Annotated in this window: 14 protein-coding genes; 7 read left to right on the top strand and 7 right to left on the bottom strand. The window is 74.1% G+C overall.

Going from position 1 to position 15,592, the window contains the following annotated elements:
* Window positions 1-753: 753 nt before the first annotated feature.
* The 3 genes from groL to G446_RS0112520 form a co-directional block, all read right to left on the bottom strand.
* Window positions 754-2,376, bottom strand: coding sequence for a chaperonin GroEL (groL, locus tag G446_RS0112530; protein WP_026410399.1), 1,623 nt, complete (start codon window positions 2,374-2,376; stop codon window positions 754-756).
* A gap of 215 nt (window positions 2,377-2,591) precedes the next feature.
* Window positions 2,592-4,049: a glycoside hydrolase family protein gene (locus tag G446_RS0112525; RefSeq protein ID WP_026410398.1), complete on the bottom strand. Its 1,458-nt coding sequence runs from the start codon at window positions 4,047-4,049 to the stop codon at window positions 2,592-2,594.
* Complete coding sequence (locus G446_RS0112520) at window positions 4,046-4,675, bottom strand: LytR C-terminal domain-containing protein (RefSeq protein WP_026410397.1); 630 nt, start codon at window positions 4,673-4,675, stop codon at window positions 4,046-4,048. Before G446_RS0112520 ends, G446_RS0112525 begins: the two co-directional genes overlap by 4 nt.
* A gap of 88 nt (window positions 4,676-4,763) precedes the next feature.
* Here G446_RS0112520 and G446_RS0112515 point away from each other — a divergent pair, with 88 nt between their 5' ends.
* Entirely contained in the window at window positions 4,764-5,441 is a 678-nt protein-coding gene (locus G446_RS0112515; RefSeq protein ID WP_026410396.1) for a uracil-DNA glycosylase, read from the top strand.
* A gap of 98 nt (window positions 5,442-5,539) precedes the next feature.
* Here the strand turns inward: G446_RS0112515 and G446_RS0112510 are convergent, their stop codons facing one another.
* Both G446_RS0112510 and G446_RS0112505 read right to left on the bottom strand, forming a co-directional pair.
* Window positions 5,540-6,325: a Rossmann-like domain-containing protein gene (locus G446_RS0112510; protein ID WP_026410395.1), complete on the bottom strand. Its 786-nt coding sequence runs from the start codon at window positions 6,323-6,325 to the stop codon at window positions 5,540-5,542.
* Between the two features lie 96 nt (window positions 6,326-6,421).
* The gene (locus tag G446_RS0112505; RefSeq protein ID WP_026410394.1) at window positions 6,422-6,871 is read right to left on the bottom strand and encodes a hypothetical protein; all 450 of its coding nucleotides are present in this window, start codon (window positions 6,869-6,871) and stop codon (window positions 6,422-6,424) included.
* 341 nt (window positions 6,872-7,212) lie between these two features.
* On the opposite strand from G446_RS0112505, the gene G446_RS0112500 reads away from it, so the two are divergent.
* Both G446_RS0112500 and G446_RS0112495 read left to right on the top strand, forming a co-directional pair.
* Window positions 7,213-7,836, top strand: a complete 624-nt coding sequence (locus tag G446_RS0112500) for a LytR C-terminal domain-containing protein (RefSeq protein WP_034470531.1) — start codon at window positions 7,213-7,215, stop codon at window positions 7,834-7,836.
* A gap of 140 nt (window positions 7,837-7,976) precedes the next feature.
* Entirely contained in the window at window positions 7,977-8,816 is an 840-nt protein-coding gene (locus G446_RS0112495; protein WP_026410392.1) for a uracil-DNA glycosylase, read from the top strand.
* 140 nt (window positions 8,817-8,956) lie between these two features.
* Here G446_RS0112495 and pulA read toward each other — a convergent pair whose 3' ends face one another.
* Window positions 8,957-11,806 carry a pullulanase-type alpha-1,6-glucosidase gene (gene pulA / locus G446_RS0112490; protein WP_026410391.1) on the bottom strand — a complete coding sequence of 950 codons (2,850 nt, stop codon included), beginning with the start codon at window positions 11,804-11,806 and terminating at the stop codon, window positions 8,957-8,959.
* 101 nt (window positions 11,807-11,907) lie between these two features.
* Window positions 11,908-12,594, bottom strand: coding sequence for an SDR family oxidoreductase (locus tag G446_RS0112485; protein WP_026410390.1), 687 nt, complete (start codon window positions 12,592-12,594; stop codon window positions 11,908-11,910).
* Between the two features lie 491 nt (window positions 12,595-13,085).
* Here G446_RS0112485 and G446_RS0112480 point away from each other — a divergent pair, with 491 nt between their 5' ends.
* From G446_RS0112480 to G446_RS17860, 4 genes are all read left to right on the top strand, one after another.
* A complete protein-coding gene (locus G446_RS0112480; RefSeq protein ID WP_425393887.1) occupies window positions 13,086-13,763 on the top strand; it encodes a TMEM175 family protein in 678 nt (225 codons plus the stop codon).
* Between the two features lie 348 nt (window positions 13,764-14,111).
* Window positions 14,112-14,882: a helix-turn-helix domain-containing protein gene (locus tag G446_RS21570; RefSeq protein ID WP_425393875.1), complete on the top strand. Its 771-nt coding sequence runs from the start codon at window positions 14,112-14,114 to the stop codon at window positions 14,880-14,882.
* Window positions 14,879-15,166: a hypothetical protein gene (locus G446_RS21125; protein ID WP_245574618.1), complete on the top strand. Its 288-nt coding sequence runs from the start codon at window positions 14,879-14,881 to the stop codon at window positions 15,164-15,166. The genes G446_RS21570 and G446_RS21125 overlap by 4 nt, the downstream gene beginning before the upstream one ends.
* On the top strand, window positions 15,052-15,585 hold the full coding sequence (locus G446_RS17860; protein WP_245574617.1) for an IS30 family transposase: 534 nt from the start codon (window positions 15,052-15,054) through the stop codon (window positions 15,583-15,585). Before G446_RS21125 ends, G446_RS17860 begins: the two co-directional genes overlap by 115 nt.
* Window positions 15,586-15,592 lie beyond the last annotated feature (7 nt).

Below are 15,592 nucleotides of genomic sequence, written 5' to 3'. Positions count from 1 at the left end.
TTCGAGTCGCGGGCTAGGGTGGTCAGGGCGGTGCCCGCCACCATCCACCTCAGCAGGAGCACCGCCTGGGCCCGGCAGGTGGCCGCCCTCTGCCACGGACGCGCGTCGTGCGCCCTGCGGTGGGCGGCCAACCACAGGCAGATGGTGTGGGCGATGGACTCGGGAACATCCAAAGTGGCAGGATAGGACAGCACGCGGGGACCCCCTGGTAGTGGTTTGTTTGGTTAGAACACACTATCCCGGGCGGCCCCCGCGCGCACCACCCCCGCCCCCGCCCAATCCCCCCCGCGCCACTGCGCCGATCCCGGCCAGTCCAGGGGCCCTCCTGGTGAGAAAGGCTCAATGAGGGGTGAAAGATATGCGGGAGCCACCTTTTCGCACTGCCCCCGCCCGCGCGCCGCCGCCGGGGGGAGCCCCGCGGGAATCGCCACCGCACTGAGGGGCACATCCCCGCGAACGCGCAGGTTTCCCGTCGAACGCGCAGGTGGGAAGCGCGCGTTCGACGGGAAACCTGCGCGTTCGCGAAAAACGGGGGTGGCCCGCCCGGCCCCGCACTGCGCGGGTGAAGACGTCGAAGTAGGAGCCCGGGCGCGACGACGGCGGGCCGCCACCGCTTCTCCGCAGGTGACGGCCCGCCGTCGTCAATCGTTCCGCCGCGGCCCCGGCCACCCGCCGCCGAGCGGGCGGCCGGGTTGGCCCGGACCGACCCGCCCGGGGCGGCCGGGGCCGCGAACCGAACCGACTGGGGGCGGATCAGTACATGCCGCCCATGTCCTCGCCGCCGCCGGCGGCCGGGGCGGCCGGGGGCTCGGGCTTGTCGGCCACGACGGCCTCGGTGGTCAGGAACAGGCCCGCGATGGACGCGGCGTTCTGGAGGGCGGAGCGGGTCACCTTAACCGGGTCGGCGATGCCGGCGGCCAGGAGGTTGGAGTACTCGCCCGTGGCGGCGTTGAGGCCCTCGCCGTTGGCCAGGTTGCGCACGCGGTCCACGACCACGCCGCCCTCGTAACCGGCGTTGACGGCGATCTGCTTGAGCGGGGACTCCAGGGCGACCCTGACGATCGCGGCGCCGGTGGCCTCGTCGCCCTCGAGCTCGAGGGCCTCCAGGGCCTGGCCGGCCTGGAGCAGGGCCACGCCGCCACCGGCGACGATGCCCTCCTCGACGGCGGCCTTGGCGTTGCGCACGGCGTCCTCGATGCGGTGCTTGCGCTCCTTGAGCTCGACCTCGGTGGCGGCGCCGGACTTGAGGACGGCCACGCCGCCGGCCAGCTTGGCCAGGCGCTCGGAGAGCTTCTCCTTGTCGTACTCGGAGTCGGAGTTGTCGATCTCGGTGCGGATCTGGGCGACGCGGGCGTCAATGGCGGACTTGTCCCCGGCGCCCTCGACGATGGTGGTCTCGTCCTTGGTGACGACGACCTTGCGGGCCTGGCCCAGGTCCTCCAGGGTGGCGTTCTCCAGCTTGAGGCCGACGGTCTCGGAGATGACGGTGCCGCCGGTGAGGATGGCCATGTCCTGGAGCATCGCCTTGCGGCGGTCGCCGAAGCCGGGGGCCTTGACGGCCACGGACTTGAAGGTGCCGCGGATGCGGTTGACCACGAGGGTGGCCAGGGCCTCGGCCTCGACGTCCTCGGCGATGATCGCCAGCGGCTTGCCGGACTGCATGACCTTCTCCAGCAGGGGCAGCAGGTCCTTGACGTTGGAGATCTTGGACTCGACCAGCAGGACGTAGACGTCCTCCAGGACGGCCTCCTGGCGGTCGGCGTCGGTGACGAAGTAGGGGGAGATGAAGCCCTTGTCGAAGCGCATGCCCTCGGTGACCTCGAGCTCGAGGCCGAAGGTGTTGGACTCCTCGACGGTGATGACGCCGTCGTGGCCGACCTTCTCCAGGGCCTCGGCGATGAACTCGCCGATCTGCTCGTCGGCGGCGGAGATCGAGGCGGTGGCCGCGATCTCGTCCTTGGTCTCGACCTCCTTGGCGTCGGCGAGCAGGCGCTCGACGACGGCGGCCACGGCCTTGTCGATGCCGCGGCGCAGGGCGATCGGGTTGGCCCCGGCGGCCACGTTGCGCAGGCCCTCGCGCACGAGCGCCTGGGCGAGCACGGTGGCGGTGGTGGTGCCGTCGCCGGCGACGTCATCGGTCTTCTTGGCGACCTCCTTGACGAGCTCGGCGCCGATCTTCTCGTAGGGGTCCTCGAGCTCGATCTCCTTGGCGATGGTGACGCCGTCGTTGGTGATCGTGGGGGCGCCCCACTTCTTGTCGAGCACGACGTTGCGGCCCTTGGGGCCGAGGGTGACCTTGACGGTGTCGGCCAGGGTGTTCAGACCCCGCTCCATGCCGCGGCGGGCCTCCTCGTCGAAGGCGATGATCTTTGCCATGTGGTGTTCCTCCACTGGGTTGGGTCGGTCGGCCGGTGCCCGCGACGGACGGATCGGGGCAGCGCGTTCTGGTCACGCTCCGCCCCGGCCCTCACCGTTCGACCTGGTTGTCTCACCCGGGCTGTCACTCGACGGCCCTGAGTGCTAACCGCAACTCTGGCACTCTCACCCATTGAGTGCAAGGAGCTCGGGTTCGCCGTCGGCTGGACGCCCGCTCATCGGCCGCGATCTGACTCACACAGGGCCAGCAGGAGCAGGGAGCAGGTCCAGGCCAGGGGCGCCGGGCCCGCCGGGGAGCCGTCCGCCGCGACCTTCTCCGGCAGCGCCCCGACCCCGGTGCGCCTGTCCACCAGCCAGTCCAGCAGCTCGTCGGCCTCCGCGGCCAGGCCGGCCTCGCCGTCGGCCCCCAGGGCGGCCGCGGACCAGGCCAGCAGCGCCGTCTCCGGGGTCCAGGACACGCCGTCGTCGCGCCACGAGGAGCCCGGCCCGACGCCGCCGGAGACCCGGGCCATCCTGCTCCGCGCGCCGCGGCGCACCTCCACCGCCCCCGCCAGGGCCGCGGTGAAGGGCGGTGCGGTCAGGGCGATGGCCGCGTCGACGTCGTCGTCGCCGCGGTGGCGGCCCCAGCCGGGGGCGAAGCCGTCCTCGATCGCGGCGCGCACCTGCGCCGCGCGCGCCGCCGCCGCCCGGCCCTCCGCCCCCAGGTCGAGCCCGACGGCGACCAGGCGGGCCGCCGCCTCCAGGCCGAGCAGGGCGCTCATGGCGGTGTCCAGGGTGAGGCGGCCCTCGGCGACCTCCCAGTAGTCCGGGCTCACGGGCGGCAGGCGGTGGGGCCCGTCCGTCAGCTCCAGCAGCCGGGCGGCGCACCGGCGCAGGCACACGCCCAGCCGCCCCTCGACCCGGTCGGCGTCGGGGTGGGCGAGGCCCAGGACCCTGCCCGCGGCCCACATGACCCAGCCGGTGCCGTCGAGCTGGGCCGGGCGGTCGTCCGGGACGGTGCCGGCGGCGGTGTACCGGGCCTCGAAGCCTCCGTCGGGGCCCTGAAGGGCGGCCAGGTGCTCCAGGACGGCCAGGGCCTCGTCGTCCAGGCCGACGGCGGCCAGGGCCGCCGCCGCGAAGGCGGCGTCGCGCGGCCACACGTAGCGCCAGGCGGACACGGGCCCGGCGACGACGGCGCCGGCGGGGTAGGAGGTGGGGGCGGAGCCGTCGGCGTCGGCCAGGACGGGGCCGATCAGGGCCAGGAGGTCCACCAGGGCGTCGCGCGCCGCCCCCGCCCGCCTCCCGCCGGGCAGCGCGGCCCCCGCCATCCGCTCGCGGGCCGCGCGCACCAGGGCCGTGCGCTCCTCGTCGGGCAGGGCCCCGCCCGCCCCCGCGGCGGCGGGCTCGTCGGTCCGGCCGGCCGATGGCGCCCGCCGCGCCGCGCCCTCGGCCTCGGCGGCGGGATCCGCGGCCGGCACGCGCGTGCCCGGCTCGAAGCGGCAGTGCGCCCCCGGCGGCAGGGGCCGGACCACCCCGCCGGCGCCGACGACGACGCCCTCGCTCAGCAGGGTCGGCTGGGGCCGCGGGGACAGCGCCAGGCGCCAGGCGCCCCAGCCGATCGCCGTCGCCAGTGGGGCCAGGGCGGCGCCGCGGATGAGGGCGCGCCGGCTCCGCGCCCGGTCGGTCGGGCTCACTCCTCGAAGTCGGTGCGCAGGACGATGACGATCGGGTTGGACTGCGCCTCGGCCGCGGACTCGACGATATTCGTGATGCCCAGGGCCTGTCCGACGGCGCGGGCGGTCGCCTCGGTGCCGGAGTCGGCGTAGAAGATGGTGGTGGTGGTCGGGGACGCGTTGTCGTAGGTGCCCTGCTGGACCTCGACATTGGTGTAGCCGACGTTCCTCAGCCGATCGCCGGTGCGGGCCCCGAGCCCGTTGACTCCGGCGCCGTTGTGAATGGTCACGCCCGTGGTCAGGTCCGCATTGGTCGGGGCGGCCGTCGGCTCCGCCCCATTGGTCGGGGCCCCGGTGGCGGGCGGCTGACCGGTGGCGGGGGCCTGGCCCCCGGACGCGGGCGCCCCGCTCCCGCCTCCGCCCCCGGACGCGGGCGCGGCGGCGGTCGCCTCCGCCGCCGGGCGCGCCCCGTGGCGCCCGAGGAGCTGGACCGCCCCCCAGGCGAGCAGCGGCACGATGATGAGCACCGCCAGCAGCGGCACCCAGCTGCGCCATCCCGGCACGGGGGCGCGGTGGACCCCGACGGGGACGGGACCCTCGTCGTCCGCGGCGTCGAACTCGTCCTCGGGGTACTCGTAGCGGCTCATCCTGCGAGAATAGCGGTCCGAGCGGCCGGAGGCCCCGCGAAACGTCGCGACACCCCGCGGCGATTCGATCCTCGTCTAGGATGCGGACGTGAGCGATGCCAAGCCCCTGTCCGAGCTCGTCGACCCCTCGTGGGCGCGCGCCCTGGCCCCCGTTGAGTCCACCGTCCACCAGATCGGCGCTCGTCTGCGGGAGGAGGTGGCCGAGGGCAGGGGCTACCTGCCGGCCGGCACGGACGTGCTGCGCGCCTTCACCTACCCCATGGACGAGGTCAAGGTCCTCATCGTCGGCCAGGACCCCTACCCCACGCCCGGGCACCCCATGGGCCTGAGCTTCTCCGTGCAGCCGGGGGTGCGCCCGCCGCGCAGCCTGGAGAACATCTTCACCGAGCTGGTCTCCGACCTGGGCGTGGACCGTCCGACGTCGGGGGACCTCACCCCCTGGTCGCGCCAGGGCGTCATGCTCCTCAACCGGGTCCTGACCGTGCGGCCCGGGGCGCCGGCCTCGCACAAGGGCTGGGGCTGGGAGACGGTGACGCAGCGGGCCATCGAGGCGCTCGTGGAGCGCCGGGCGCCGCTGGTCGCGATCCTGTGGGGGCGTCCGGCGCAGTCCCTGACCCCCATGCTGGGCTCGACGCCGATCCTGGCCTCGCCGCACCCCTCCCCGCTCAGCGCCTCGCGTGGCTTCTTCGGCTCGCGCCCCTTCAGCCGCGCCAACGAGCTCCTGGTCGAGCAGGGGGCGACGCCGGTGGACTGGCGCCTGCCCTGAGCCGGAGCCGGGGCGGGCCGCCGCGCCCCGGCTCCGCCCCGGCCGACGTCGATCGCTCCGGCAGCGCTCCGCCGGCCGCCATCGGGCCCGCGCCCGCCCTACATCGGCGAGCCGACGGAGGGCGCCTTGCCCAGGTGCATGCGCGTCCCCGGGCCGATCTGCCCGGCCTCGGGCAGGAGCTGGGGGCGGTCGGGGCGGACGGAGGCGTCGGGGACCCAGCCGGTCACCATGTCGACGCCCAGGTCGAGCCACAGCGGGTGCATCGGGGTCGAGGGCCCGACGAGGACGACGTGCGCCCCGGCGTCGGCCCCCAGGGCGACGAGCCTCGGAGCGGTCTTGTTGACCAGCGAGGAGGAGGAGATGAAGACGTAGTCGGCCTCGGGCAGGAGGTACTCGCAGGCGGTGTCCGGGTAGTCGCCGCTGCGGACGTCGCGCTCCAGGATCCGGACGTCGCCCGCCTTCCACAGGGCGGCGCGGGCGAAGGGGAAGTGGCCGATGACGGCGACGGTCCGCCCCTCGACGAGGTCGTTGTAGGGGTCGAAGACCTGCCGCCAGGTCAGACCCTTTCCGGTGGGGACGAAGCCGTGGGACCGGGCCACCTCGGCGCGCGAGTACCAGGAGTTGAGGGCGGCGAGCCCCACGCTCGCCTCGGCGAGGTTCCAGCTCTTGATCAGGGCGGCGGCGTCGCGCAGCGGGCGGGGGGCGTCGTCGGCCTCGGCGCTCAGGGCGGGGCGGGAGCGCACGTCCATGGTCCAGGCGGAGCCGACGCCGTCGGCCGAGTTGAGGACGCGGGTCCACCGCCGCCCGCGGTGAGCGGCGACGACGGCGACGTCCTCGGGCAGGTCCTCGATGAGGGCGTCGTAGGTCTCCCACGGGCTGGTCATGAATCGGCTCCTTCGCAATGCGGGATTAGATAAGTTCAGTGTGACCTTATCCGAGCGGGAGCGGGCCCTCCACCCCGTCTCAACCCTCGGGGCGGTTCAGATCCGGGCCTCCGACTCGGCCAGGACGACGCGGACGGCGGCGATGAGCTCGCTCATGCCGTGGAACGGCCGGCCCCAGGTGGCCAGGCGCTCGGCCCGGCGCAGATCATCGAGGGCGGCGGTGGGCACGACGCTCATCGGCGGATCCGCGGCGGCCTCGGCCGGCTCGGGCGGACTCTCCGGCTCGGGCGGGCTCTCCGGCTCGGGCGGGCTCTCCGGCTCGGGCGACTTGTCCGGCTCGGGCACGAGCACGTCGAGGACCGCCTCCCGGCTCCAGAGCCTGCGCGACCACGCTCGCAGGCCCGCCTCGTCGTCGGCCGAGATGAGCACCGTCCGGTCCGCGCTGCGGATCGTCTCGGTGACGACGAGCGTTCTCCCCCTGCTCCTGAGCAGGTCGCCCCTGCGGACCCGGTCGGCGCGGGTCAGGCGGATGGTGAGCGTGGGCATCGGGCGTTCCTGGTGGTTCCGGTCCATCGGACGAGGGGCGGGGGATGGATGGTATCGCTCCGAGCGATCCCGGCGCGCCAGGATATGGTTACGATTCGAACTCTTCTGTTCATCAATTGCATTTGATGGACGACGGCGTCGCGGCGATGCGCCGCCCGGTTGTCCGCGAGTCCCCGACCTTCGGCGCGGGGCGCCGTCCCGGCGCGAGCGCTCCGGCGGGATCCCGTCCGCGGCCCCTGGAGGGCAGCGGGTCTCCTCCGCCGTCTCGCAGGAGGGCTCGTATCCCGTCCGCGGCCACCGGAGCACAGCACGAACGCCGGGCGCTCGACTACCCTGACCCCGTGAGCAGCTCCGCAGACCCCCGTGCCGCCTACCGACGGCGGCTCAAGCACCGCCAAACCACCGTCATCGGCGGCACCCTCGCGATTATGACCATTGTGACGGTGGTCTGCCTCATGATCTGGACGGGCATGCTGCCGGTCCCCGATCCGGGCTTCTCCGAGAAGGAGAAGCCGACCGCTGAGGCCCAGCCCTGCCCTCCCGCCGACGCCGTCACGTCCAAGATCGTCTCCATCCCCGTCAACGTCTACAACGGCACGGACTCCGCCGGGCTGGCCAGCACCGTCGCCGACGTCCTCACCGATGCCGGGATGACCGTGGGGGCGACCACCGACTGGCCGCGCGGCACCTACGAGGGGGACGTGCTCATCACCTCCTCCGAGGCGGGCCTGACCAACGCCTACACCCTCAGCCGGGCCTTCTCCGGCACCGTCACCGTCAGGATCGACGAGAACACCGACGCCGCCGACACCACGGTCAGCGTCGTCCTCGGCTCGGAGTACGAGCACACGATCCTCACCTCCGGCGAGATCGGTCAGCTCGCCGCGGGCCAGCCGATCACCGCGCCCGCCGGCTGCGTGGCCGTCACCCACGCGCCCTCCGCCTCGCCCTCCGCCGCGGGCTGAGGGGCCCGCCCGCGGGTCGGGCGCCCGGGCCGCACGGGCGGACGAGGCGGGGCGGGGACTCTGCTCCCGTGCGGGAGCCCGGGCGGGTCCGCCCCGGGGGTGCTTCTATCGGGCCGGCCCGGGCGCGCCACAATGGGAACGTGAGCGATCCGCATCCGTTGACCGGCCGGCTCTTCAACTCCCCGGTCCCTCCCGGTACCGGCTGGCCCGAGGACCCGGCCGACGCGAGCACCCCGGTGGCCCGCAGCGCCGCCGGGGCGGCGCGCCTGGCCGCCCGGGCCGATCCGTCCGCCCTGGACGCCCGGGTCTCGGTGTGCCGGGCCTGCCCGCGCCTGGTGGCCTGGCGCGAGAAGGTCGCCACCACCGGCCGCCGGGCCGCCTTCGCCAACGAGCCCTACTGGGGGCGCCCGGTGCCCTCCGTCGGGCCCATCGACGCCCGCATCTACGTCGTCGGACTCGCACCGGCCGCCAACGGCGCCAACCGCACGGGCCGCATGTTCACCGGCGACCGCTCCGGGGACTGGCTGTGGGCCGCCCTGCACCGCGCGGGCCTGGCCCGCCTGCCCGACTCGCGCTGCGCCGGGGACGGGCAGGGGCTCAGCGGGCTGCGCATGGGGGCGGCCGTGCGCTGCGCTCCGCCGGGCAACAAGCCCACGGCGTCGGAGAGGGCCGCCTGCCTGCCGTGGATCGCCCGCGAGCTGGATCTGCTGGACGGGGTGCGCGTCCTGCTCGCCCTGGGGGGCGTCGCCTGGGACACCGCGCTGCGCGTCGTGCGCGGGGCTGGGTGGGGCGCGCCGCGCCCCAAGCCGCGCTTCGGCCACGGCGCCGAGGCCCGGCTGACCGGGCCCGACGGGCGCGCCGTCCTCCTCCTGGGCTCCTACCACCCCAGCCAGCAGAACACCTTCACCGGCCGCCTGACCGAGGACATGCTCGACGCCGTGCTGGCGCGGGCCAAGGCCGCCGCCGGGCTCGACCTGTAGCGGGTTCGGCGGCCGGCGGAGGCCGGGTCGGGGCGGTTCGGGCCTCAGCGGTCGGCCAGACCCCGGCGGTGGGCCTCGACGACGATCTCCAAACGGGCCGCTTGGAGATCGTCGTCGAGGCGCCCCGGCGTGTTCCGGCCCTACCCGCGCCCCGCCTGCTCCTGGATGAGGACCGCGACCGTGCGCGCGGGCACGTTCACCGTCCCGGTGGACCGGTCGAAGCCGGTGCGCCTGACGACGTCGTCGGCCCCCTCGGCCTGGACGGGGGAGAGGCGGAAGTCCCGGCCCGCGAGCTCCGCCAGGGGCCGGGTGAGGGTGTGGCCGGAGGCGTTGAAGACCACGAGCACGCCGTCCAGGTCCGGATCCGCGTCGCGCCCCCCGGCGGTGTCGTCGATGAGCATGATGATAATGCCCGACGGGGCCGCGAAGCCCGCGCCCGGGAAGCTCAGCTTGTCCTGGATCAGGCCGGTCTCCCCCAGGCTGAACAGGGGCGTGGAGGAGCGCAGGCGCAGCAGGTCCAGGGCCTGGGCGCGGGCCGCCGCGATCTCCTCCGGGGAGGGCCGCAGCCGTGCGTCCGCCAGCAGCGGGCCCTGGATGAACCAGGTCCTCTCGTTCCTGCCGGCCGGGGGCAGGCCCCGGCCGAACCCGTTGGACCGCCCCGTGAAGTCGATGGCGTTGAACCAGTCCCCGGAGTTGTAGGAGTCCCGGTCCAGGGACTTGCTGCGCAGCAGCTCGGTGCCCGCGCACCAGAAGGCCGGCGACTGCGCCAGCATCACCGTGGCCAGGCACACGGTGTTCATCCGCACCCGCTCCGCCATCGGCATCTCCAGCGGCAGCTTGTAGGTCAGCAGGTCGTAGAGGGTCTCGTTGTCGTGGGCGTCGACGTAGTTGACGTTCTCCTGCGGGCTGGAGGCGTAGGCGGCCGGGGCGCCGTTGTGGATGACGTCGGCGCCCCGGCGCACCGAGCCGTCCGAGATCGTCATGACGTAGTCCTTCAGATTGCCCGCCAGCCCCAGCCTCACCAGGTCGGTGCGGTGGGCCAGGTCCGCCGACTGGTCGTGCCATCCGCGCGGGTCGAGCCCGCTGGGCTGGGTGAGTAGCCCCGTGCCGAATCCCTGGAAGGTGCGGTGGTCGGGGTCGAAGGGCGCGCCGCCGTGGACGGCGTCGCGCAGGCGGTCGTTGAAGGAGCCGATCCCCGTGCCGTCCAACTGGCCCTGAGTCGCCTGCACGAACAGGGAGTTGTTCGCGACCTCCCCGAAGTTCCAGCCCTCCCCGTACAGGTAGAGCGAGGCGCCGTCGACGCCGTCGTCGGCCATGGTCAGCCCGTTCAGGGCGGCGCGCACCCGCTCCATGACGGCGCGCGGGTGGTGCCCCATGAGGTCGAAGCGGAAGCCGTCCACCCGGTACCACCTGGCCCAGCGCACCACCGAGTCGATCATGAGGCGCTCGCACATGGCGTTCTCGGTGGCCGTGTTGGCGCAGCAGGCCGAGTTCGTCACCGTTCCCACGGCGTCGAGGCGGTGGTAGTAGCCGGGCACCACCTTGTCCAGGACGCTGTGGGGATCCTGCCCGCAGGCCGCCGTGTGGTTGTAGACCTGGTCGAGGACCACCTGGTAGCCCAGGGCGTGCAGGGCCCCGACCATCTGGCGGAACTCGACGATGCGCGCCCCGCCGTCCTGGTGGCCCTCGGTGGCGTAGGAGCCCTCGGGGGCGCCCCAGTGAAGGGGGTCGTAGCCCCAGTTGTAGGCGTCGCGGTCGGCGACCTCCGCGACGGCCGCCTGCTGGTCGGCCGAGTCCGGTCCGGCCCCCCGGGGGATCCGCGGGACGCGCTGGACGGCCCGGCTCTCGGGGATGGAGGCGATGTCGAAGGTGGGCAGCAGGTGGATGGTGTTCATGCCGGCGCGCGCCAGGTCGGCCAGGTGGCGCACCCCGGCCGAGTCCCCCACGGTGAAGGCCCGGTAGGTGCCGCGCAGACCGGGCGGGACGGTGGTGTCCGCGGCGGAGAAGTCCCGCACGTGCAGCTCGTAGATGTTGCGGGCCGAGTCGTTGCGCACCCGCGGGGCGACGGCGGCGGCCCACTGCTCGGGGGCCAGGCGCGCATCGGCCAGGTCGACGGCGACCGACCGGGTGGAGTCGGTCGTCAGCGCCGTCGAGTAGGGGTCGGTGACGACATTGGTCTCCACTCGGCGGGTGGAGGGCACGTAGACCTCCACCTCCCACAGGTACTGGCTGCCGGCCGTGATGCGCCCGTCCGCGTTGGGCGCGCTCCAGCGGCCGTCGTCGCCGCGCACGGCCGGGGTGCGGGCGGGCGGGCCGGGAACCTCGGGCGCGCACCCCAGCGGGTCGCCGGTCCGCCAGGTCAGGAGGGTGACGGCCCTGGCGGTGGGGGCCCACAGGGAGAAGGAGGGGCGCCCGTCGTGGAAGACGACGCCCAGCTCGGCACGGGCGGCGGCCCCGGCGTAGAGGTGATCCAGGAGGATGGCGGTCTGCACGCCGGTGAAGGCGTCCAGACGCCCCCCGTGGCCCCTGGCGTCGGCGCCCGTGTACTGGACCACCGCGATCTGGCCGGTCAGGGCCGCGGCGACGGCGGCGTCGTCGAGGAGCGGGGCGCCCTCCGCGTCGGTGGGGCTCAGGGCGATGTAGCCCTCCAGATTGGGGTGGGCCGCCAGGACGTCGCGGGGCAGGTTGCCGACGACGCGGAGCGGCGTGATCGCGGGGGCGGGCAGGGAGTCGGCGCCGCGCACGCGCCCGTGGACGACCGCCGCCCCGCCGTCGGGCGCGGTGACCAGGCGCAGGGCCAGGCCGGAGCCGGGGACGGGCTCGCCGGAGTCGGTGACGACGGCGTCGCGGTTCATCCCCATGGGCAGCAGGGACAGCGGCCAGGCCAGGAGGTCGGGGGTCACCCAGTAGGCGCGCTGCTCCTCGCTGCCGGTCACGGGCGGGAGGGCGGCGGCGTCGAGCGTGAATGTGATCGTGTAGGTGAAGGTCATGGCGCTGGTGCGCATTCTACCGGCGGCGGCGCCCTCCCGCCCGCCCGGCCCGCGGGATGCGGTGCCGGGCGGGCGCGCTGTCGGGCAGCGGCCCCGCCCGGTCAGGACAGGTCGGCGTAGGCCCGGGGCACGTGGGCGACCGCCCGGGCGATGGGGGTGTCGCCGTCGTAGAAGGGGATGACCCTGCCGATGCTGGCGGGCTCGGCGAGCACCGCCGCGATGACGCGGGCGACGTTCCCGCGGGAGGTGGGGGCGGAGGAGGAGGCGGCGCCGGGCTCGAGGCGCGCCACGGTGATGGAGCCGGTGGGCTCGTCCTGCGTGAGCAGGCCGGGGCCCAGGATCGTCCAGTCCAGGTCGGTGGACTGCAGGTGCCGGTCGGCGGTGATCTTGGCGATGGCGTAGGCGCGCAGCGGGTGGTCGGCGGCCACGTCGCCGTAGGCGCCGATGAAGGAGACCATGACGTAGCGCCGCACCCCCGCCGCGGCGGCGGCCTCCATCGAGCGGATGGCGGCCGCGCGGTCGACGGCGTCGGTGCGCTGCGGCCCGCCCTTGCCGCCGGCCCCGGCGGACCAGACGACGGCGTCGGCGCCGGTCAGGGCCCGCGTGAGCTCCTCGACGGTGGCGTCCTCCACGGACAGCACCAGGGGGGAGGCCCCGGTGGCGGTGATGTCGTCGGCCTGCGCGGGGTTGCGGATGACGGAGATGACCTCGTGGCCGGCGGCCACGAGCAGCGGGGCGGCCAGGAGCGCGACCTTGCCGTGGCCGCCGATAATGACGATGCGAGACATGCGGTGACCGTAACCCGGCGGTCGCCGCCCCGGCCACCGCCCTATGCCGAGCGAGGAACCCGGCGCGTCGTGCGGCCGGGGGCCCGCGCCCGCCCAGGATGAGGACCCATGCCCAGCCGGCGCGTCGTGCGGCCGGGGGGCGGGCTCGCGGGGCATAAGGCCGGCTGTGATCGTGCTTGTGACGGGACTGGGGCCTCGGGCGGTCGGCCCTTCTCGGGGCCTCGGGCAGCCGGACCTCACCGCGATGCAGTGAGAACCGCAGGTGGGGAGCGCTTGCACGAGTCCCGCGGTCAGGGTCAGGATCGTCCCCAAGCGGCGGCGAGCGCCGTGAGTATCGAGCGGGATCGGGCGGGGCCGCCCGTGGTGAACCGTGGCGACGACGTCGAGGGGGCGTGAACGGCGTGTCTGATGGTCGGAATGACAAGAGGCGTGACAGCGGCAGCGGTGTTGATGGGGCGGGCGGTGCTGACGGCGTTGACGAGGGGTCCACGGTGGAGGAGGCGGATGACGAGATCGCTCGCATGTCGCCGGGGCGGTTGGAGGCCTTCAGCGACGGCGTCATCGCGATCGCCATCACGCTGCTGAGTCTGGAGATCAGGCTCCCGGAGGACCTGAGTCTGCTCGACGGGCTGTCCTCGCTGTGGCCTGGCTACGTGGGCTTCGTGCTCAGCTTCTTGCTGATCGGGCAGGTGTGGCTCAATCATCACGCTATCTTCCAGCGGATTCGGTACGTCGATCAGTGGGTCCTCGTCTGGAATCTGCTGCTTCTGCTGGACGTCGCCTTCCTCCCCTTCGCCACCACCGTGCTCACCCGCGCCCTCAAGACCGGTGGGGAGGCGCGGGCCGGCGCCGTCTTCTACGGCCTGGTCATGATGTTCGGCGGCTTCTTCTTCAATGGCCTGTGGCAGGCGGCCATCAGGGACAGGCGCTGCCTGAGGCCCGGGATCCCCGATGCCGTCGTGCGGGCCATGACGCGGCGCTTCGCCATGGGGCCGGTCCTCTACGCGATCGCCGCGGCCGTGAGCATGGTCAGCGCCTGGCTGAGCGTGACCACGTACCTGCTCCTCATCGTCTTCTACATGCTGGAAAGCTCCCGGCGCCGCAGCAAGAGCCGGGAACCGCGGCGGTCCGTCGGCGTCGAGCGGGCCGCGGACCGGTCACCCGACTGAGCGCGGATCCCCTGCCCGCCCGGTCGTCAGTGCCGAGCGGGCCGCGGACCGGTCACCCGATCGGCTGGAATAGTCCGGCTACGGCCGCCCCTCGGAATCCTCATGTCCCCGTCCTCCGCGCCCCTCGGATGATTTCTATGAGCCTTTCTCACCGGGAACGGCGGTCCGTGGGCCCGGATCGTCATGATGGTGCGGGCGGGCGCGGGGCGGTGCGGGCGGGGCCGCCGCCGTGGTCCGCGCCGACCGCGACCGGTCCGTTTCTTCGCCGAGACGTGCACTTCGCACTCGAGCGGGCACTTTTAACTGGGCGGTGTCAGGGGGTGGTTGCACCATTACGGGTTCGGAGGAGTGATCGATGTGCCTCGTGGGGTGAGGGTCGCTGATGAGGTGCGCCTGCGGGCGATGGAGCTGATTGCGGATGGCTGGTCGGCGTCCGCGGCGGCTCGGGAGCTGGGCGTGTCGCACACGGCGGTGCAGCGGTGGGCTCGGGGGGCGGGCGTGGGACTGGCGATGGGGGCCGTGGGTGGAAGCGCCCTGGCGGCCGCCCGGCGCAGGCGGGCGGTGTTCGAGGCCTGGGCCGCCGGGGCCGGGCGGGCCGGGGCCGCCCGGGCCGGGGGCGTGTCGATCAGGACCGCGGGCAGGTGGTTGCACGATACGCGTATGAGCACCCCCGCCCGCCCCGTTGCCGCCGTCGAGTCCGCGCATGGCGGTGAGGTCCTGCGCCGAGGGCGGCGCGGGGGCGCCCTGCGGCCATCGGATCACCGGGGACCCGACGCGCGGGTGTCGGGGCGCGCCGGTCGGGGCCTGCGCCTGGGGGCCGGTGAGCGGGCCATGATCGCCACGGGCCTGGCGCAGGGGGACTTGGGCCGCCCTCATCGCCCGCCGGATCGGCCGGTGCCGGCAGACCGTGTCCCGCGAGATCCGCCGCGGGGCCGGCGTGGGGCGGGGTCTACCGCCGGGCGGCGGCGCAGGCCGCGGCCCGGGCGCCCTTGGCCCGCCCCAAGATCCGCAAGCTGGACGCCGATCCGGCCCTGCGCGAGCGGGTCGTCGACCCGCCCGGGGGATCGGGCCGGTCCCCAGGCAGATCGCCGCCCGTCTGCGGTTCGAGAACCCCGATGATGGGAGCATGCGCATCTGTCACGAGCAGATCCACCCAGGGGCCCGGGTGCGTCCAGGGCGCCGGCAGCCTGCGCGCCCAGTTGCGGGTGGAGGGGGCCCTGCGCACCGGACGCACCCGCCGCATCCCCCGCTCCCCACTGGCCGGACTGCCCAAGCCCAGGGGCAAGAGCTGGATCCAGGGCGCCACCATCAGTCTGCGCCCGCCCCAGGCCGACGACAGGGCCGTCCCCGGGCACTGGGAGGGAGACCTGATCATCGCCAGGCGACCCCCGGCAGCGCCCTGATCACCCTGGCGGAGCGTCGCAGCCGGTTCGTACTGATCACCCGTCCGGCGGCGGGCCACCGCACCCGCACCGTCACCGATGCCCTCAAGAGCATGGTCGACTCCCCGCCCCGGGCCGTGTACTCCACCATCACCTGGGACCAGGGCGCGGAGATGGCCGGTCACGCCGCCTTCACCCTCGCCACCGACATCAAGGTCTACTTCGCCGATCCTCACAGCCCCTGGCAGCGTCCCACCAACGAGAACACCAACGGCCTGATCCGCGAGTACTTCCCCAAGGGCACCGACTTCAACAACGTCACCGACGCCCAGGTCCAGGCCGTCCAGGACCAGCTCAACCGCCGCCCACGAGAAGTCTTGAACGGACAGACCCCCACCGAGATACTGGACACCATCATCAACGGTGCAACCACCCCCTGACACCGCC

Source organism: Actinomyces dentalis DSM 19115 (assembly GCF_000429225.1).
GTDB classification, from domain to species: Bacteria; Actinomycetota; Actinomycetes; order Actinomycetales; family Actinomycetaceae; genus Actinomyces; species Actinomyces dentalis.
Note: the sequence above shows the minus strand (reverse complement) of the source record. Positions and strands in the feature narration are given on the sequence as shown.